This window comes from Prevotella sp. C561 (assembly GCF_000224595.1).
GTDB classification, from domain to species: Bacteria; Bacteroidota; Bacteroidia; order Bacteroidales; family Bacteroidaceae; genus Prevotella; species Prevotella jejuni.
Map to the genome: position 1 here is coordinate 213,668 of NZ_JH114142.1, position 18,863 is coordinate 232,530.

General features: G+C 40.7%; 28 protein-coding genes. 17 read left to right on the forward strand and 11 right to left on the reverse strand.

The window, feature by feature from the left end:
- The 17 genes from HMPREF0666_RS16060 to HMPREF0666_RS16075 form a co-directional block, all read left to right on the forward strand.
- Positions 1-672, forward strand: a 672-nt coding sequence (locus HMPREF0666_RS16060) for a hypothetical protein (protein WP_009011297.1), incomplete at its 5' end; no start/stop codon positions are given.
- Positions 673-684: 12 nt separating this feature from the next.
- Complete coding sequence (locus tag HMPREF0666_RS05220; RefSeq protein ID WP_009011298.1) at positions 685-1,680, forward strand: recombinase RecT; 996 nt, start codon at positions 685-687, stop codon at positions 1,678-1,680.
- Positions 1,681-1,699: 19 nt separating this feature from the next.
- A complete protein-coding gene (locus HMPREF0666_RS05225) occupies positions 1,700-2,902 on the forward strand; it encodes a hypothetical protein (RefSeq protein ID WP_009011299.1) in 1,203 nt (400 codons plus the stop codon).
- 2 nt (positions 2,903-2,904) lie between these two features.
- Positions 2,905-3,567 carry a PD-(D/E)XK nuclease-like domain-containing protein gene (locus tag HMPREF0666_RS05230; protein WP_009011300.1) on the forward strand — a complete coding sequence of 221 codons (663 nt, stop codon included), beginning with the start codon at positions 2,905-2,907 and terminating at the stop codon, positions 3,565-3,567.
- Complete coding sequence (locus HMPREF0666_RS05235; protein ID WP_009011301.1) at positions 3,564-5,021, forward strand: DEAD/DEAH box helicase; 1,458 nt, start codon at positions 3,564-3,566, stop codon at positions 5,019-5,021. The genes HMPREF0666_RS05230 and HMPREF0666_RS05235 overlap by 4 nt, the downstream gene beginning before the upstream one ends.
- Positions 5,022-5,165: 144 nt before the next feature.
- A complete protein-coding gene (locus HMPREF0666_RS05240; protein ID WP_304412062.1) occupies positions 5,166-5,447 on the forward strand; it encodes an HU family DNA-binding protein in 282 nt (93 codons plus the stop codon).
- Between the two features lie 5 nt (positions 5,448-5,452).
- Entirely contained in the window at positions 5,453-5,893 is a 441-nt protein-coding gene (locus HMPREF0666_RS05245; protein ID WP_009011304.1) for a DUF4494 domain-containing protein, read from the forward strand.
- Entirely contained in the window at positions 5,883-6,272 is a 390-nt protein-coding gene (locus HMPREF0666_RS05250) for a DUF1064 domain-containing protein (protein WP_009011305.1), read from the forward strand. The genes HMPREF0666_RS05245 and HMPREF0666_RS05250 overlap by 11 nt, the downstream gene beginning before the upstream one ends.
- A 1-nt stretch (position 6,273) precedes the next feature.
- Positions 6,274-6,831 (forward strand): DUF6291 domain-containing protein, encoded by a 558-nt coding sequence (locus tag HMPREF0666_RS16065; RefSeq protein ID WP_009011306.1) that lies wholly within the window; start codon positions 6,274-6,276, stop codon positions 6,829-6,831.
- 19 nt (positions 6,832-6,850) lie between these two features.
- Positions 6,851-7,702, forward strand: a complete 852-nt coding sequence (locus tag HMPREF0666_RS05260; RefSeq protein WP_009011307.1) for a hypothetical protein — start codon at positions 6,851-6,853, stop codon at positions 7,700-7,702.
- A gap of 15 nt (positions 7,703-7,717) precedes the next feature.
- Positions 7,718-7,897, forward strand: a complete 180-nt coding sequence (locus tag HMPREF0666_RS17250) for a hypothetical protein (protein WP_009011308.1) — start codon at positions 7,718-7,720, stop codon at positions 7,895-7,897.
- Positions 7,898-7,910: 13 nt separating this feature from the next.
- Positions 7,911-8,300 (forward strand): hypothetical protein, encoded by a 390-nt coding sequence (locus HMPREF0666_RS05265; protein ID WP_009011309.1) that lies wholly within the window; start codon positions 7,911-7,913, stop codon positions 8,298-8,300.
- Positions 8,297-8,671 (forward strand): YopX family protein, encoded by a 375-nt coding sequence (locus HMPREF0666_RS16070; protein ID WP_009011310.1) that lies wholly within the window; start codon positions 8,297-8,299, stop codon positions 8,669-8,671. The genes HMPREF0666_RS05265 and HMPREF0666_RS16070 overlap by 4 nt, the downstream gene beginning before the upstream one ends.
- Positions 8,672-8,677: 6 nt before the next feature.
- Positions 8,678-9,049 carry a hypothetical protein gene (locus tag HMPREF0666_RS05280; protein ID WP_009011311.1) on the forward strand — a complete coding sequence of 124 codons (372 nt, stop codon included), beginning with the start codon at positions 8,678-8,680 and terminating at the stop codon, positions 9,047-9,049.
- Between the two features lie 12 nt (positions 9,050-9,061).
- The gene (locus HMPREF0666_RS05285) at positions 9,062-9,691 is read left to right on the forward strand and encodes a hypothetical protein (RefSeq protein WP_009011312.1); all 630 of its coding nucleotides are present in this window, start codon (positions 9,062-9,064) and stop codon (positions 9,689-9,691) included.
- 3 nt (positions 9,692-9,694) lie between these two features.
- Positions 9,695-10,027, forward strand: a complete 333-nt coding sequence (locus HMPREF0666_RS05290; protein WP_009011313.1) for a hypothetical protein — start codon at positions 9,695-9,697, stop codon at positions 10,025-10,027.
- Between the two features lie 87 nt (positions 10,028-10,114).
- A complete protein-coding gene (locus tag HMPREF0666_RS16075) occupies positions 10,115-13,018 on the forward strand; it encodes a hypothetical protein (protein WP_009011314.1) in 2,904 nt (967 codons plus the stop codon).
- Between the two features lie 80 nt (positions 13,019-13,098).
- On the opposite strand, the gene HMPREF0666_RS05300 is transcribed toward HMPREF0666_RS16075, so the two are convergent.
- The 11 genes from HMPREF0666_RS05300 to HMPREF0666_RS05350 all read right to left on the reverse strand — a co-directional run bounded on the left by HMPREF0666_RS05300 (position 13,099) and on the right by HMPREF0666_RS05350 (position 18,807).
- Positions 13,099-13,644 carry a hypothetical protein gene (locus tag HMPREF0666_RS05300; protein WP_009011315.1) on the reverse strand — a complete coding sequence of 182 codons (546 nt, stop codon included), beginning with the start codon at positions 13,642-13,644 and terminating at the stop codon, positions 13,099-13,101.
- An 11-nt stretch (positions 13,645-13,655) separates the two neighbouring features.
- Positions 13,656-14,165 (reverse strand): hypothetical protein, encoded by a 510-nt coding sequence (locus HMPREF0666_RS05305; RefSeq protein WP_009011316.1) that lies wholly within the window; start codon positions 14,163-14,165, stop codon positions 13,656-13,658.
- A 20-nt stretch (positions 14,166-14,185) separates the two neighbouring features.
- Entirely contained in the window at positions 14,186-14,641 is a 456-nt protein-coding gene (locus HMPREF0666_RS05310; protein ID WP_009011317.1) for a hypothetical protein, read from the reverse strand.
- Positions 14,641-15,192, reverse strand: a complete 552-nt coding sequence (locus tag HMPREF0666_RS16080; protein ID WP_009011318.1) for a DUF6808 domain-containing protein — start codon at positions 15,190-15,192, stop codon at positions 14,641-14,643. The genes HMPREF0666_RS05310 and HMPREF0666_RS16080 overlap by 1 nt, the downstream gene beginning before the upstream one ends.
- A 63-nt stretch (positions 15,193-15,255) precedes the next feature.
- A complete protein-coding gene (locus HMPREF0666_RS05320; protein ID WP_009011319.1) occupies positions 15,256-15,699 on the reverse strand; it encodes an N-acetylmuramoyl-L-alanine amidase in 444 nt (147 codons plus the stop codon).
- A gap of 1 nt (position 15,700) precedes the next feature.
- Positions 15,701-15,931 (reverse strand): hypothetical protein, encoded by a 231-nt coding sequence (locus HMPREF0666_RS05325; protein ID WP_009011320.1) that lies wholly within the window; start codon positions 15,929-15,931, stop codon positions 15,701-15,703.
- Positions 15,931-16,206: a MerR family transcriptional regulator gene (locus HMPREF0666_RS05330; protein ID WP_009011321.1), complete on the reverse strand. Its 276-nt coding sequence runs from the start codon at positions 16,204-16,206 to the stop codon at positions 15,931-15,933. Before HMPREF0666_RS05330 ends, HMPREF0666_RS05325 begins: the two co-directional genes overlap by 1 nt.
- A gap of 1 nt (position 16,207) precedes the next feature.
- Entirely contained in the window at positions 16,208-16,450 is a 243-nt protein-coding gene (locus tag HMPREF0666_RS05335) for a hypothetical protein (RefSeq protein ID WP_009011322.1), read from the reverse strand.
- Between the two features lie 67 nt (positions 16,451-16,517).
- Positions 16,518-16,991: a hypothetical protein gene (locus HMPREF0666_RS05340; RefSeq protein ID WP_009011323.1), complete on the reverse strand. Its 474-nt coding sequence runs from the start codon at positions 16,989-16,991 to the stop codon at positions 16,518-16,520.
- Positions 16,979-17,485, reverse strand: coding sequence for a hypothetical protein (locus HMPREF0666_RS05345; RefSeq protein ID WP_009011324.1), 507 nt, complete (start codon positions 17,483-17,485; stop codon positions 16,979-16,981). The genes HMPREF0666_RS05340 and HMPREF0666_RS05345 overlap by 13 nt, the downstream gene beginning before the upstream one ends.
- 11 nt (positions 17,486-17,496) lie before the next feature.
- Positions 17,497-18,807 (reverse strand): reverse transcriptase domain-containing protein, encoded by a 1,311-nt coding sequence (locus tag HMPREF0666_RS05350; RefSeq protein WP_009011325.1) that lies wholly within the window; start codon positions 18,805-18,807, stop codon positions 17,497-17,499.
- Between the last annotated feature and the right edge of the window lie 56 nt (positions 18,808-18,863).

Below are 18,863 nucleotides of genomic sequence, written 5' to 3' on the forward strand. Positions count from 1 at the left end.
GGTGGCTCTCTTGACCTTGAAAACTGCACAGGCATTACAGCACTACCCGATAACCTAACGGTGGGTGGCTCTCTTGACCTTGAAAACTGCACAGGCATTACAGCACTACCCGATAACCTAACGGTGGGTGGCTATCTTGACCTACGTGGCACAGGCATTACAGATGAAGTAAAAGTAAATAAGACTCTTTCTCCTAAAGCAATAGCTGCAATAAACAGGGTTTCAAACAGACCTATCTTCTGGAAATGGAATAACAGAAGCTATATCAAGGTTGATGATATGTTTACAGCTATTGACTCACATCACGGGAATGTATATCGTGTTCACAAACTCAATAGTAGAGAACAGCTCTATCTTGTAACAGATGGAGAAAACCACTGGGCGCACGGTGATACTCTCCAAGATGCACGTGCAGACCTTATCTTCAAGATTAACGACCGAGACACCTCGGTGTACAAAAATATGTCTTTAGATGACACACTAACCTATGAAGAGGCTATTGCTGCATATAGGACTATTACGGGGGCGTGTGCAGCTGGTACAAGAGACTACATAGAGAACAGACTCCCAAAACCACATAAAGAGAAGTATACTGTACAGGAAATGATTTCCCTTACAGAAGATGAGTACGGAGGAAAGAAGTTTTCAGAATTCTTCAATTCTAACAAATAAAAGATATACATTATGAGTAAAATCAATCTTACAGTCGAAGAAATCAACGCTCTGAAAAGTACAGAGATTATTACAGACGACAGAGTACGAGAGAAATTCGTACAAATCTATGACACAATGTGGGCAAATACCACTGGTGTCAGTGGTGATGCTGCTTACGAAAGAGAAAGCAGATTTTTCAATAGCTTAATTTGCGAAAAGGAAGACCTACGTACCAAGTGCAGTAAGTTCTCCATATTCACGTCATTCCTTGATGTTGCTATATCAGGCTTAAGTGTTGAGCCAGGAGTACGAGCACAAGCATACCTACTTTCCCGCTCTGTTAATATTGGTAAGGGACAGGATGGGAAGAATGTGTACGTAACACAGTGCGTACTCACAGTATCAGGGTATGGTGAACTTGTCCTCCGTGCTCGCTGTGGTCAGATACGCCACGCAGACAATCCTGTTATCGTGTACAAGGAGGATGGCTTTGAGTTCGGAGAACAGAATGGTAACAAGTTTGTGAATTACACCTGCCGCCTTCCCCACACCTCCAACGAGATTGTAGCTGCTTTCATGAAGATTACACGAAATGACGGTTCTACTGATTATGCTGTTTTGCTCCCAGAAGACTGGAAACGACTGCAAGGCTACAGCGAAAAGCAAAATCGCAAATGGGATAACAACGCACGTTCGTATGTGAACGGTAAGCCCAATGACCTATATGTTGCTGATGGTGGACAGATTGATAAAGGCTTCCTTGTTGCGAAGCTCATCAAGCACGCTTTCAAGACTTATCCAAAGGCTCGTATCGGTCGTGGTACTCAATTGGAGTCTCAGCAAACCGAGGATGTAGAAATTAATGATGACATCTACGGAGTTGGCAAAGTTGTAGACACCACTACAGGCGAGGTTATCCAGACCGAAGAGAATTTCGGACCTGCTGCGGACACTTCTGAAGGTGTTGTCGTAAATCCTACTGAGACAGCTAACACAGAAGGTACTGCTAATGATGATGTTTTCTAATCGAAAAATATAAGTAACTATGAGTACAGAATTAAGTATCGTGCGCCCAGAGAATGTGCAGATGATAGCACAAAATGCGCCAAAGATTTACAATGAAAACCAACAGCGTTCAGTGCGTTGCACTAATGCTGGTGCTCAACTGCTATCCGAAATAAAGGAGAAAGGAATGAGTGATGAACTCGACCAGCGTTGTGCAGCGTACATTGAGAAATCACGCAAGACGGTTAAGTTAATGAATGAGAAGCGTTCACCTATTACGAAGATGTTTGACCAGATACGCACCGAGTTTACAGGTATGGAAAACTCTATCGACCCAACCAAGGCCGGAAACGTACCTAATCAGGTGCAATCTTTTCGTAATCAGTTCGCAGCAAAGAAACGTGAGGAGGAAGAAAAGCGCAGACGTGAAGAGGCTATGAAACTGCAAAAGCAGCAGGCACTCACAAAATATGAAACAGATGTAGAAGATGATTTCAGACAGTTGTTTAGTAGGTACGTCACACAACGTATCAATGAACTAACTACACTCAACACATCACTTACACTTGAAAACTTCGATACACAGTCCGTGAAGATTGTTGACTATCCTACAGCAATGCCTGCTGATTTGTTCAACCATCTTACACTCTCTGTCATTATTCCACAGATATTATCAACAGATGAGGCTGCTAAAATTCGTGCAAGTGTTCAATCACACTTGCTTGCACAGTTCAACGAACAATACACTACAGAGATAGGTGACTATAAAGATACTATCGTAGATGCACTAAATTCTAAGCATGCTGAACTCGAGCGCATGGCAAAAGCCAATGCAGAGGAACAAGAACGCATGAAACAGGAACTTGCGGCAAAAGAAGCTGCTGAGGCTGCACGACTTGAAGCAGAGCGTAAGCGTAAGGAAGAGGAAGCCAAGGCTGCAAAGGAAATTCAGTCGCAAGCACAGGAAGTAGGTAATCTTTTCGATTCTGCCTCCGTCTCTACCCCTGCTTATACTCCTAAGACCTCTGTAAAGAAAAAGATAGTTGCTCTTGATGCAGAGGGTATCATCAATATTGTTTCATTCTGGTGGAGTAAGGACGGTATGTATATGAGTGTAGAGGACTTGACGAAGATGTTCAAGAAACAGATTACTGCTGTTGAGAAATATGCAAACGATAAGGTTAATGCAGAATTCATAAATTCACCGCATGTTAGGTATGAGGATGAAGTAAAAGCAAAATAACCATGACAACTCATAATCCAGATGAATACTATAACCGCAGTGAGGTCTCCAACTCTGACCTCACTGCACTTAAAGAACAGCTCTACCCACGACCTCAATATGGCGACCGTGAGGCAGCTTTCTACTTCGGTAGCATAGTAGATGCCTTAATTACAGAACCCACAAGAGTTGATTTCATCAATAAACTGGTAGATGGTGAGCCTGTAGATGAAGAAATATGGCTACATGCACGTGAAATGCAACGTGCCTTACGTGCAGAAGCACGGCATGACCCATTTCTCGCAAAGGTCTTAGAGATAGCGGACACGCAACGCTTCATGGTGAACAAGGCGCAGGAATTTGACAACGGCGGCTTCTGTTTCACTCTTGACACTCGATGCAAATGGGACTGGTGGTTGCAGGCTGCTAACTTCGGAGGAGACCTTAAAACAACAGCAGCTGCTACAGATGCAGAGTTCAACGATGCTATAGACTTCTTCGATTGGGACCGTAGCCGTGCTTGGTACATGGACATCGCACACAGTGATAATGATTTCATATACGCAATATCAAAGCAGAACAACAGAGTATTTAAGAAGTTTATAAAGCGTGGCGATGATGTATACAGTCGTGGAAGAGAAAAGTATGAGGATTTAGCATACAAATACTGGTGTTATTCATTATGAAAGAACTGAAACATAATCTCAAAATAGAACCTTATCCATACCAGCGTGAGGGTATCTTAGCTGGAATGGAAATGAAACGTCTCTTAATCGGGGATGAGCCTGGATTAGGTAAGACTTTACAAAGCATCGGCATTGTTGATACAGCAAATGCTTATCCATGCCTTGTTGTCTGTCCATCATCACTTAAGATTAACTGGCAGCGTGAGTTCGAGAAGTTCACTAACAAGAAAGCACTTGTACTTGAAAATGCTGTACAGACAACGTGGCCATATCTCCTTAAGATGAGAATGCACCATGTAGCCATTTGTAACTACGAGAGTCTGCGCAAATACTTTGTCTGGGATATCAAACAAAAAGGCTCATTCCGACTGAAAGATGTTGTATTCAACCCTGCAATAAAAATCTTTCGCTCTATCATCATTGACGAAAGCCACAGGGTTAAAGACCCTTCAGCACAACAGACTATCTTCACACGAGGCATAGCAGATGGTAAGCCTTATCGCATCTTGCTATCTGGTACTCCTGTTGTCAATCGTCCAGCTGACCTCATCGCACAATTGTCTATCATGGGCAGGTTACCAGAGTTTGGAGGACGCACTCACTTCTTGCAAGAGTATGGCGGTGGAGACTTAAACAGAGAGAACAGAAGTCAGGAGCCAGACGAGGTAAAAAACCTCGATAAACTTTCTTCTGAACTGTATTCTCGCTGTATGATACGTAGAGAAAAGGCAAAGGTACTCACACAGTTACCTGATAAGACACGTACCGACCTCTATGTGGATATATCAAATAGTGAGGAGTACGCTTGTGCTGCAGAGGACCTTGCTACTTATCTACGTGAATACAAGGAGTGTACTGATTATGAGGTAGCTCGCAAAATGCGAATGGAAGCTCTTGTTAAATTTATGGCGCTACGTTCGATAGCAGCCAAAGGCAAGGTAAAACAAGCTATCGATTTCTGCCGCACGTTTCTTGCAAATGGAAAGCCTCTCATTCTGTTCTGCTCTCTACATGAGATTGTCGATGAATTGAAAAAGGCTTTCCCAAAGGCGGTTACAGTTACAGGTCGTGATAGCATGATGATGAAACAGGCTGCCGTTGATGCCTTCCAATCAGGACAAGCACAGCTAATCATATGTTCTATCAAAGCAGCAGGTGTCGGTCTTACGCTTACAGCCTCATCTAATGTGGCGTTTTGTGAGTTTCCCTGGACCTATTCTGACTGTTGTCAATGTGAAGACCGTGCGCATCGTATCGGACAGAAAGACAATGTTACATGCTATTATCTCATTGGTCGTGGAACCATTGACCATACTCTCTATAACATCATACAGAATAAACGGTCTGTAGCTAATCAGATAATGGCATCCACAGATGATATTCCAACGGATAAGATGTATTTCGACCAACTTACGGATATGTTTCTTAACCCCTGTTACAATGGAGAAACCTAAAAAATATGAGTTCTGCAAGACAGATATTAAAAACATCATCTTTGAGCTGGAAAAAGCAGATGGACTGTATGCGAATATAAAAACTCTATCAGCCTCAAGCAGGCGATATTCTATAAATAAGTTATTAACAAAACTCAAATCAAAATTGAAATGAACAAGAACATGTTAGCAAAAGAGGTAGCTGTATCTGAAAAGGTTACGCTATCAACAGCATTCAAGACCGTAGACGGTGTATTACGTGTCATTGCTGAGACACTCGCCAAGGGCGAAAGTATTCAACTTCGTGGCTTCGGCTCTTTCGTTGTCGTTAATAAGTCTGAACGTAAGGTGAACGACATCAAGACAGGAAAGCCTATCACCGTTCCTGCACACAAATCAGTGCGCTTCAAACCAAGTAAGGAAACCCTAACAAAATTAAACAAGTAAGCTCTATGATGTTATTTGAAGTTGGCGTGCGCATGGAGCGCACTTTAGAAAATGGTGCTCACGCAAAAGTCCTCGAACAGTTTGTAGTTGATGCCTTATCTTTCACAGAGGCTGAGGCAAGTACTACAAAAGAAGTTTCTGTTTATGGTACTATGACAGATATAGTAACTATCAAACGTTCACGCTGTACAGAGCTAATCGGAGATAGCAGCAAGGAGAAGTGGTTTAAGGCAAAGGTGAATTATATCACCCTTAACGAGAAAACAGGTAAGGAGAAGAAAACTCCAAACTATTATTTCGTCAATGCCGATACTATTGCAGAAGCAAAGAATGCCATTGATGTTTTCTTCGTAGGAACAATGATTGACTATAGCATCGCCACTCTCGATGAGACAAAGGTCTTAGATGTGTTCCGACATGATTTGAACGCTGGCAATGAAGATTGACGAATATAAGAAACTCTCTCGTGGGGCTTGCAATAAATACGGTGCAAAGCGTGTCGGTAAACATGCTTCGAAAAAAGAGCATTACCGCTCTGCTACCTTGCAGATGATGCAGCGTGCTGGTATTATTGCAAACCTGCGAGAGCAGGTAAAGTATGAACTTATACCTGCCCAGTATGGTGAATGTGGAAAAGACTTCAAAGGACGAACTACACGTGTACTCCTTGAACGTGCCTGTTCATACATCGCAGACTTCGTCTATATTGATTGCAGTACAGGACAGACAATAGTCGAAGATACAAAAGGTATGAGGACAAAAGAGTACATAATTAAACGCAAACTCATGCTTTCTGTGCATGGCATACGTATAAAGGAAGTTTAGCATGGAGGAAATTAAAAGAGACAGTTTTATTGTCTATCGCTCCTATTGGGAGGGATTGAAACTCATGGATAAGGATGTGCAGTGCGAGGTGTATAATGCAATCATGGAATACGGCTTTACTGGTAACGTTCCTGATTTGTCCCCAACAGCTGAGGGGATATTCATTCTAATGAAGCCTAATATAGATGTCAGCCTTACACGATACAAGAATGGCAGAAAAGGCGGCAATATCTCTGCGTCAAAGCGAACTGTAAGCAAGGTGAATACTAAACAGATGACCTATGACGATGAGATAAAGGAAATGCTGGAGAACAAACAGTGGAATGAGCCTGTATGTATGCAGCTGAAAATTAACAGCGAAGAATTTAAGCAACGCATTAGTGAGTTCTCAACCCACTTGAAATGTACAATGGATGGTGTGGGACATGACAGTATCGGTGATGCGCACCGACATTTTATATCGTGGATGCACAAAAAGTATCCGCCTCAAACAACATCTGAAGAACCATCACAGCCCGACTATACTTATAATGGTGGGTTCGGAGGACAAGATGTATAACATAAAAGAATAAATAACTATGAACGAATATCCTAAGACCCTTGCTGATGCACTCGCAATGTATCACAAGAAACCTACTGGTAATGTTGACTGGGACCAAGCAGTCCTTGCCTCATGTAGAAACAAAGAAAAGTCATCTTCAACTTGGTTGGAGCTGCATGATGTAGCATTGAAAGTGCATTATGATATTGAAAAGGCACGCCTCTCATCATTTGATTTACAAGACGAGGGCACATACAAAGCACATGCTAAACTGCTGCTCTATATAGCTAATAACGTCGTGCTTGCACGACAACGTCGCCAATTCGTAATTGATGATAATAATCGTAGTGTAATACGTTTCCTACTCTACTATTTCAATGGTTGTCCGCTTGCAGAAGAAGTATTCCCTGGTCGTGGATACAAACTACACAAGAATATAATGCTGCAAGGTGGTGTTGGTGTCGGCAAGACAATGCTCATGCAAGTATTTTCTGAATATCTCATGCGTATACGCTCACCTCGTTTCTTTTATAACTTATCTGTTACGCAGATGGTCAATTACTATACACTTCATAATAACCTTGACCGATTTACTTTTAATGAAGAGGAAAACAAGGGCTTCCAATGTACGCCTGTAAACATCTGTCTTAATGACATAGGCATACAGGATAAGACATTCTTCGGTATGGACACTGGCTTGCTTACTGATGAGTTCCTCCATGCTCGCAATGAGATTTGGACACAATATGGTAAGTGTGCTCATCTGACTACCAATCTTGATGACAAAGCCTTGCGCAAACGTTTCGAACGTAACGATGGCTTTGGCAGATTAGTAGACAGATTTAAGACCTACAATATTATTCCCATGGGCGGTGTCAGTCGAAGGTAACAATAAAAAATAACCATGCGAACCGACAATATCAACGCAGACTATGCCTATTGCAGGGGCGTGGGATGCGAGTTAAGCAACTACTGCAAGCGGTATCTTCCAGACCCTCCCGATGCTTATATGTGGTGGGTGCAAGAGAAATACCAAGAGAAAACTGGGAGATGTCCTCACTTCGAGGAGAGTTGTAAAGATTAAAACCAAAATCAATATGAAACAGAAAGATTTAGCAGAAGAATACGCACTCAAAGAGTATGTACGTGTGAATGGGGAAGATGACCTTATTTTTGAAGACAATAGGTGCTTTACCTTTGACGACATTAAGGCAGCTTTCAACGCAGGGCGTGAGAGCGTGGTGGAGAAAGCGTCAGAGTTAGAGTGGAAGGATATTGGCGTATTTGGTGAAAAAGCAAGGTATGTTAATGTATGTAGAGCGCATAAACCATTAGAAGAATACCTAATTCAGGAATGGTTTTATCCTAAAGACGTAGAGCTACATTCTAATGAATTTGTCAAAAATGGCTTTAAGACTATCGAAGAAGCAAAAACGTATGCCAACGAGGACTACAAGAAACGAATTAAACAAGCATTGGGGTTATGAAAAGAGATATATTGTTTAGAGGAATAAATTTTCAGAAAGAATGGGTTTACGGAGACCTTTTCCATTCATACGCAAATGATGATATAGCTATTGCCTACTATAGAGAAGGCAGTAAGACCCCTACGTTTGATGCTATCTTTCCTGAAAGCTTTGGGCAGTATACAGGACTGACAGATAAAAATGGGGTTAAAATATTTGAGGGAGATATAATTTCTCTTGGAGACCCAAATATTAAATATCTAACAATGTGGTACAATGCAGGATTTGCCGCAAAGCAGATTGGCGCAAGTAGCTACATAGGCCTAACCTATTGGGCAAGCGACATAGAAGTATTAGGCAACATAATAGCCAATCCTGAATTAATAAAGTAATGCGTAATGGAGTTAATAGAAGAGACTAACCCTATTGCACGTAAGGACTATATTTGCGACCTATGTGGCCGCATAATTAGCAAAGGGCAAAGATACCGCAGGCAGTTTATCCGAGACGATAGCAGCGAAGTGTGGTCTTTCAAGGGCCATGAGGAGTGCTGTGAGTTGACATCAATTATTGATTTCAGCGACTACTACGAAGGCGTTGACTGCGATGCGTTCGAAGAATCGATAATAAACTATGTTCAAGAATATCATCAAGGTGCAGAAGACATCATAAAGGTTGCTCTTCAGAACCGTAACTACTATGGTTTAGTTAAGATGATATTAGCGGAGCTGAAAGAAAAAGGGATTAAACATATAAAATTAATTGGTTAAAACAGACAAACTATGAAAGTAGAATTACGCGGTGATTCAATCACCATTCCAGAGGGCTGCAAAGCGGTCATTGAAGATGGTAAGGTCATTTTTCAGGCGGAATTTAAAGATGCAGACTATGTCCCCAAAAGAGGAGATGTTGTTGTTTGCACATATCATGTACCTTATTCCACTTATAACAAAACTGTAACAGCAATCTGTACAGGACACAGAGACGAATATGGTAGGTATGATTGCTTTGTCATATACGAACATGGTGGTATTATAAAAAGAAATAAAGGCATACCTGTTGTAAGAAAACACGATGAGTACCAGTCTAAGATACGTCTTGCTACTGATGAGGAGAAAGAAATCTTGTTCGACAAGATGAAAGAACAACGTCTGTACTGGGATGCTAAAAACTATAATGTCTTCTTAGAAAGATGGAGAGCAGAAAATAATGGTATCTACTATTTTGTAAATGCAAATTTTAAGGTAGAGACAACTTATGACACATATTCTTCCATAGATGATTATCTTTTTGACATCGGCAATTATTTTCGTGATGAATATGATGCGAAAAGTATAGCCATGATGTTAGTGGAAACTACCAACAAGCTGCAATATATATTATTACAGTATCATGACAAGTTAGGAAAATGAATTATGAAGATAATATACAATAAACGCTTTCCCTTTAAGGGCTACAAGGCAATCACCTTGTTGAAATGGATAATCGTAAGAGAGGATGCTAAAGAATACTTCACAGCAGAAGATTACAACCACGAGTGCATACACTATGAACAAGAAAAGGAACTGTGGTTTGTCGGCTTCTATCTGTTATATATACTTGAGTTCCTATTTGCATTGCTCTATTTCTGCAACTGGCATAAAGCATATCGTAATATCTCATTTGAAGTTGAGGCTTATACATACCAAGATGATTTGAATTACTTGCCACATCGTAAAAGGTTTGCATGGAGCAAGTTTGATTGGTAGCCTCAACCACCAAAAGATAAAATCGAACAACCTTATACGATAACTATATTTGCAAATACTTTAAAATCTTGCAAGAATTGGAAAGAAATGGAAAAGGACATACGCTTTACAGGTTATACTGCTGTTCCGTCTGATTATGAATGTTCAGACGGAGAGCTTACGCAAGCATACAACCTCATCAATGAAGATGGGGCATACAAATCACTGCTTGCGCCTAAGACACTACTACAGCTTGGAGAGAATAAGAAAGTTATCTATTTACACAGAACGGCTTTCTTTTCTAACTATATCATACGTGATACTAAGACCTCTGAAATTTATGCTCTCAGCGCAAATAAGAAACTATTTGAAGAGGCAGAGTTGCTTGGAACTTTTCCATCACTTTCTCATGTGAACTCAATAGGAAACACCTTGCTGCTCTTCTGTGAAGAATATATCCTGTATTTCCTTTGGAAGAAGGGACAATACTCTATGCTTGGAAATCATTTACCAAATCTACAACTATCGTTCGGGCTTAGGGGTAAGCCTCGTATATATTCTCTCTCTGATGAAAGTCATTCTACCTTTAAAGTAGAATTTGAGAAGATAGATGAAAGTAAACTGTACGAAGTGTGGACTGAAGAAAATCAGAAGAAAATCACTTCGCAGATAATGGCAAAAGTGAACAAATTCCTTGCTAACCAAACGATAAAGGAAGGGCGATTTGCCCTTCCCTTCTTTGTCCGTTATGCCTTAAGATTATATGACGGTTCTTTAGTGTGTCATTCTGCTCCTATACTTATGAACCCATCAACAAAAACAGCACCTGTTGTCTTTTGGAATAGAGTTAGTGGTAAGGGTGGATATTCTGAGGCTGAATGCGATATTATGCTGGTTTCAGCAGGGCTCGATTATCAACTTCTCAAAGACGGAGAAAACTCGCATAATCGAATAAACGATTGGAAAGACATAATCACCTCTGTTGATGTTTTTATTTCCAAACCTATATACACCTATGACCAAAATGGAAACTGCAAGTCTTTTGCAGATGCAGATAATCTTGATACTAAATTCATTGGTGCATTGGATGTCTCAAAATTCTCCGGGGACTATACACCGGTATCAAATGGACTTGTGGATGTGTTCGTAAGGAAGATAGCTGAAGATACAGCGCTCTTACCTATCTCTGTTAACGGGGTAGACCTCACAAGTAACACACCTGGAGGACGTGAGAACCCTTTAGGCCAAAATTATGTAGAATGGAAATACAGCAAGCTATACACTCTTTTCTTCTCAAGAGATTCAACCTATCCAAAAACAACTATTAGTTTACCAGAGTATCCTGATGATAAGAATAGAGAGATGCTGGAAAATGTACAGAATTTCTATTTTCTTAAATCTATCAATATTAATGAGCTCTCTACAAGAGAGCGCAAAGATATTGTCGTGAACAAAGAGTATCTTCAATCACTGACTACAAGAGAGGCTATGACGGATGATTATCTTTCGCACGACCAAATTACCGCTAAATATTCACAGACATATAATGGCCGATTAAACCTGTCTGGAATACGACGTGAGTTGTATCAAGGATTTATGGCGGCATCTATGTTCTCTTATGCTAATAACAGTGCACCAAGCTGGGCTTTAACTAATGGAAAGATTATAATAGACTTTGGAGCATTAGCTTTTCGTGATATATATATACAGACTATGATAGAAGAAAATGGAGAGAGATTTGTAGTGAATAGCTATACAAGCTCACATCTTGCTCCTTATATGTCAAGTATGTATACTAATGGGGAATATGCTCCAACATCATGGGGCTGCTACCTTTTCTATCCTAATACACATGCTACTATGATGCGTATACATGCAGGTGTAGAAACATACGAGGTGAAACTTAAGCCGCACGAATTCCTTAATGGTGCATACGCCGTCCTTGATTATGAGCTTACAAGGACACAGAATACTACGCATACAGAACCTCCGACAAAACTTGAAAATATTATAGATGTAACTAACAAAATATATACATCAGAAATAAATAACCCCTTCTATTTTCCTGTTACAGGCATAAACACTGTTGGTACAGGTAAAATTTTGGGTATATCTACTGCAGCAAAAGCGCTATCACAGGGTCAGTTCGGACAGTTCCCACTATATGCTTTCACAGATGAGGGTGTATGGGCATTGGAGGTAAACTCATCAGGTGGATACTCTGCCAAACAACCTATCACACGTGACGTGTGTATATCTTCAGACAGTATCACGCAGATTGACACTGCGGTACTCTTCGCTACCGATAGGGGTATAATGGAAATATCTGGTTCACAGACGCAATGTCTGACCGATATTATTAATGGTAACGATTTCTTTCCGCTTGACCGTCTGCCTGGACTGTCTAAACTCTACCCAGATGGAATTCCTCAAGTAGATTGTACCTTCTCAGAATTTCGCAAAGGTTCACGTATGTCTTACGACTATGTAAATCAGCGTATAATAGTGTTCAATGAAAATAAGAACTACGCTTATGTCTTCTCTATGAAGTCTAAGCTATGGGGTATTGTAGCCTCATCGCTCATTACTGCTATTAATTCTTATCCTAATGCGTATGCTATGGCAAAGGTAAAGACTGTTGGGAGTGATGGCAAACAGGAGGTGACAAACAACTGTCTTGTGGACTTATCACGTTCTACTGAAACACATCAGAAAGGCTTGATTGTAACTCGACCTATAAAGTTGGATGTCGCTTCAATGCTTAAAACATTCGATACAGTGTTCCTCCGTGGACTGTTTGGCAAGGGGAAAGTACAGGTAATTCTGTATGGCTCACGAGACAATATCAACTGGCATCTCGTACATTCAGCTAAGCAACATTATCTAAAAGGCTTCCGTGGAACGCCTTACAAGTATTTTCGTATAGTCGCAATAACCGACCTTTCTATTGGTGAAACATTAGTCGGTGCGTCTGTTTCCTATACTCCACGACTTATAAACCAACTTCGATAACTTCTTTTTTTATACGTCCATAATTAAAGGGCAGGTCTGCGTGATGCAGGTCTGCCCTTGCTCTGTTCATCTGTATTCTATTAGAACACTGACAATCGACGACGTACTCTGTTTACTCTGCTATGTAATGCCACTCGTATCTGTCTTTCCATATCTTCTGCCTTGACCGCCCAAGTTTCAGCCTTAGCAGGATTGGTAATACTCATCCAGTCTGCCACTGTATAACAAACGATATACTCATGGATAAGCTTAGATAACAAGTTGAGTGTTGTCTGAGAAAAGTCGGCAGGAAGACTAAGGACAATGCCGTAGGTAGGCTGCTCTTTCAAGACATTATCAAGCTCATGGTTGCTAATCTCATTCTTTGTGTACGGATATAGCAACTCCTTGCATTGAGCTACTGTCAAATCAAGTAATCGTGTAACCCTGTTCACATTACCCTCTTCGCCAACATCTTGCACTGTATGCTTGGCGTGTAGGTTGTCAGTCTGCATAATATGACCTTCGATATAGGAGTAATTCTCGATATCATACAATAACTGGCTACGCTTAAAACCAAGTACAGCCTCTATGTTGCCGTTCTTATCTGTGTAACAGCCAAAGATATTACTTTCGTCTGCCTGCATAAACTTTATATTTAATCTGTCGGTGTCTTTGGTCTGCTGCGTTTGCTCACAGACTGTTGAATAGAAGCCATACTACGAGTTGCAAGAGCTATGTACTGCTCTGCATCTGCTTTGTTCGTGACCAGATACCACTCAGCAATAGCTGTGTTCTTCAGATAGTCATGCACAGCTTCACCAATTCCTGCCGTTGCTGCTTCGTTGAAGTTACTCGGCATGGTAAGGTTAAGTTCCAAATTGTGACTACCATCAAAGTGGCTATTATCGGTGGTTGTTCCGTCTTCATCAAGATACTCTGCAAGCTCGGTTTTCACCTCTGCAAAGCCTTTCTTGATACTTCGGAGTATCTTCTCACGGTTCTCCTCGTCCTCACTGGCAAACATCGAAGCTACCTCTTTGTGGTTCTCCTTGTTCTGAATGGTACGACCACGAAGAAAGGTCTCGTTCATAATGTCGTAAAGCAACCACGATATTTTGATAGTTGCTCTTACAGGTTTCTTTGCACCTAATGTTGGGGTTGGCATATCTTTGTTATTTGAAATTGTTAATCTGTTGGTAACATAGGACGCTTACGAGCATAAAGTAGTCGTTCTACATTAAGCATTATTTCAGCAGCCGTCGAAAAGTATTCCTTAGCTTCTCCTTTGTTGGCAAATCGAAACCATTGTGCCGTAATGGATGCTATGAAGAAACTACGCAGCGAACTCTGAACACTTTCCTGCAATGTCTTGTCCCACGATTTGCTTACTTGTAATTCTGCCTTGTAGTTCTTATCTACATCGGTCGCACCGCTCACAAGCATTTCTTTCAAGTCCTCATTCACGGCTGTTACACTCTCATCCCAGAAGCGACCCAATTCCTTGAAATCATCATCAACGGCAAGAATGCGATTTCTCGCATTCTCATCTCCGTCTATTAGTTTTGAACCTGTGTAGTCCGTTGCTTTTGCTACCTCGTTGTACACATCGCTCTGTGAAATAGTTATGGTTATTGTTTCCATCAGAAAGAGATTAGAGAGTATATAATTCCAATTCCAATATAGGGCTTAAATCCTTGTACTGTTGTCCCATATCCGCTGGATATACCTATATGCCAATGCTTAGGAGGCTTCCTTATTGTTATTACCTCACGCTTTGGGTAGACGAAAATGCTGTCAAGTCGAGCATTTACACCACTGATATATGCCGTATAGTCTTTATCCTTATATACGGATTGCAGCATGGGTAATTCTATTTGTACACTATCTTGGTCTTTTTCACATAATACTATCTGTTCTAAAGTGTCTGCTCTAATGCGTGGTAAGGTATCGAGCATAGCATTTCTCAAAGTTTCCTTTAAGTGGGCTACGCTAACAGATACCTTTGTAGTCCCATTAGACTTCACAAATACTGGTGCAGGATTATGGTACTTAATAGTATCAACATAGCGCACCGTGTCTGTGATAGTCTCGTGCAAAGGCTTTCCCCCTGTGTGTTGTGTTCCCCTGCCAAGGAAAAACGCAACACACGCAAGAATGATTACGGGTATAATACCCCACAAAAACTTCTTCATATCAGTTCAAAATGGTTTGCACAAATTTAATCTATACAAAGTATCTAATCGTTTTATCTGTTGCTAAAGATTAGCATACTCTTCTTTCGCATTAAAGCACGGACAAGCTTTCATCCATTCGTTAGATGTTATCTTTCCATCTTTATTCAAGTCTGGAGAGAAATCCCTATGACCCTGAATAACCGCTGTAGGGTACTTCTTGTGTAGCATCTTCAACAGCGAGCGTAGACTTGCTTTCTGTGCGTCTGTACGGTTGTCAGTTGGTTTGCCGTTAGTATCAATACCACCAATATAAGCGACATTGATAGAAACAGAATTGAAGCCCTTAACGCCATTGCTTACTTTGTCTTCATCAAGAAGCTGTGTTATCTTGCCGTCTGGCGACACCACGTAATGGTAGCCAGGATTAACCCACCCCTTGCGTCTGAATTCCTGCTTTAATCCCTCAATCGTCATAGACTGGTGGCTTGCGGTACAGTGAACCGCAATGTATTTTATATTTCTCATATTACTTCTCCCTTGTTAATTTTGCCACAGCTGCCATACCTGCTGCTGCCCCTACAAGATATGGATAAATCTTTATCCACCATTCTGGAGGTGTTGCCGCTGCTGCTGTCATAGCGGTATGAATGGCAACAGCAACAATACTGACACCTGAACCCCAAACGACAATATTCTTAAAGAACTTCGGTGTTGTCGCTCTCCACCTGCTTATAATGCTTTTAAATGACGCTCTCATTATTCGCCTCCTTTCTGTGTTATATGACTATCCATATTAGGTCGGTCTGCCTTGATGTCATTAAGGTGCGATACCTTAATGTTTATTTCACCAAGCATCGACTTTATTTCTTTCATATCCTCTTGAGAGCCTACGAATAACTGGTGGTCGTTCATAACTTGCACCTCGAGTATTGATATGCGCTGATTGAGCTGTACCCATGAGCCTGCAACAGCTACAATGATTGAGCCAATAACACCTATCATTGCGTTTCTTATGCCTTTATCCATTGCCATATCATAGAAGTTTTACTAACGTTCTTATTCCAAAGCCTATAGCCACACCACCGACTGTCAGCCCCCAATCGATTATGTCTGCTTTTCCGCCCCACATTCTATCTTTAAGTTCAAGTGCGGTTGCTACTCCCATACCTGCATACGCTGCACAATACAAGCTATTAGCACCAGCACCGATGAGTACACCACCTATTAGATGTTTGTACCTGTTACTTTCTTTAAGCCATTTAATTACTTTTTTCATCTTGTTTTTACAATAAATTTCTACAAAAATAATATAGGAAAAACGATTGAAAGGTTTATGTTTGTAATTACGATAGTAAAGATATGATGAGGCTGCCTACTAAAGTGGTATAACATATCCCTTCTGCAATAAATGTAGCATTCTCTTTCCAACTCTTACGAATGAATACAAGTGGGAACAACACCCACAACATGAGTAACCATGGTATAAGCAAAGCTACTACAATCTGACTTGCTAATCCAAAGAGATAACCTCCTACATAATGTAGCACTTTGTTCTCTGTCCTGTAACAAGGCGAAGCAGCTACCATCAACAAGCCTACACTCATCATTCCTGCAATATAAGCATGCTTAGGCGGTAAGGCATGAAGAGAAGAGAATAACAAGATAGCTGCCGTCATTGTTGCCCACAACGAAAAGCGGACATCACCTACATAATAGCTGAAACTACTCACGCTATCTGGTAACTCCTTTGCTTTCTTAGCTGCTACTATTGCTATTGCAACTGAAAGTACTACCGATAAAATGATTAAGTAAACCATGACTGCATATCCTTTTTATAAATCATATCCTTTTCTGCCCACCCCTCTGCAAGCGTATTGGTTACAAACGAAATGGCAGATAAATAAAACTCTTTCAGCTCATCCTTTGTGTTAAACTGACGATACTTAGGGTCGTTCTCCTGTCCGAACTTGAATGTTACAGGTAGGTTGCTTCCATCTGTAAGCATACACAAGTCAAAAGCAGCTTTGTAATTAAACTGATTCTCTGAAGATAGATATACAATATTACCCTCATAGGTAAACCCTGCAAGTATCTTTTCATCAATTAGCTTGTTGACATGTGTGGCTATATCGCCCTTTAACTCTTCTTCTGTAGGCTTGTGCCCATAGTCCTTACGCCAGTAGTAACCGCTTTCATCGCTGTCTTTGTCTTTGCCAAAGCCATAGAACAACACATAGTGGTCATCGGATAGACGTAACAAACTGTCGTTACGTTCCTTGATTCCGTACACCTTAAAAAAGTCTGTATTCATAGATGTATGTTTTAAGTGAATTTATATTTGAATTTATTTCCATCAAACGCTTCGCTTCTGATTATTGTTTCGAAAGGGAAACCGTCTTTCATCTTAGCGACTTGGTCGAGTATGGATTTTAACTCCTCGGAGTTGGTAAAGAACTTACTGAACTCACGTGTTGCTTTGTCTCTAAATGAGATAAGATAGCGGTGGTCACCATGCTTAGTTACCACGTCTTTTTCATAATCGTGTACCTCTATGGGACTGTTTACTATTTCTGCAAGGCGTACAGTCTTACCTTGGAATCTTTTCTTTCCATCTTCAGGAGTATAGGTTACTCCCATCTCTGAAAATTTTCTCATCTCTCGTGTTGTTAATAATGTGTTTAATAGGTTTTTGCTATTACAATGTTTGCACAAGCCATAAAGTGAACCAACGATTTGTTGCCTACGCTTACGACTTTTCACTTTATGTAGTTTGCGTGCAAGATGCTGTTTCACTCGTTTGCGCAAACGAACATGGGTTGGATATATAACATAGCCAAGGAAATCAAGTCCCTTTGTTATGGGAAAGATACTATCGTTAAACTTGACGGTCTGCCCTATAGCTTCCATCCTTTCATGTACAATCTTCCTACACTCCCATAAGTACCGCTTGCTACCTGCTGCAATAACACCATCGTCACAATAGCGATAGAAATGCTTAATGCCATAGCGGTCTTTTAGGTAGTGGTCCAGATACAAAGAAAGCAAAAGATTTGCAAGTCCTTGTGATGAACGAAGTCCCATACTTAAGCCATTAGGAAGTAGTCTGACAAAAACCTCTAAGATACTAATGAGACGTTTGTCTTTAAATACTCGTCTGATACAGTACATCACAAAATCCTGCTGTATCGTAGGATAGAACTTTTTAATATCAAACTTATAGATATACTTCATTTCCTTTGGATAGAGCTGTATATCCTTTTCTATATAGGTTTTAAGGTCGTGCATACCACGTTGTTTGATAGATGCTGCTGTCGTTCTGATATATCTACGATGTAGATGTTTATCAACGACACTCATCACGGCATTTATTTTTATACGTGTACGCATATTAAAGACCTGTATGTCCCTCCACTTATTACCCTCGTGTATATGCTTCTCGTGATAGTTGCTTACATTGACGTGCCCAGAGGCTATCTCCTTTGCTACATCATCAAGGAAAGATTCTCTGTGCGCAAGAAGCCATTTGCCCTCTTTAAGTTCTTTTCTTTTTGTCCCATGCACAACAGTATCAAACGAGCTTTCTAAATTAGCTCGTTCTATAATCTCTTCTATGATATATCCGTCACGCTTCATTTATTTACCTTCAGTTTCCCAGGTCTAAGACGTTCGAGAACTAACCTACCAATCTC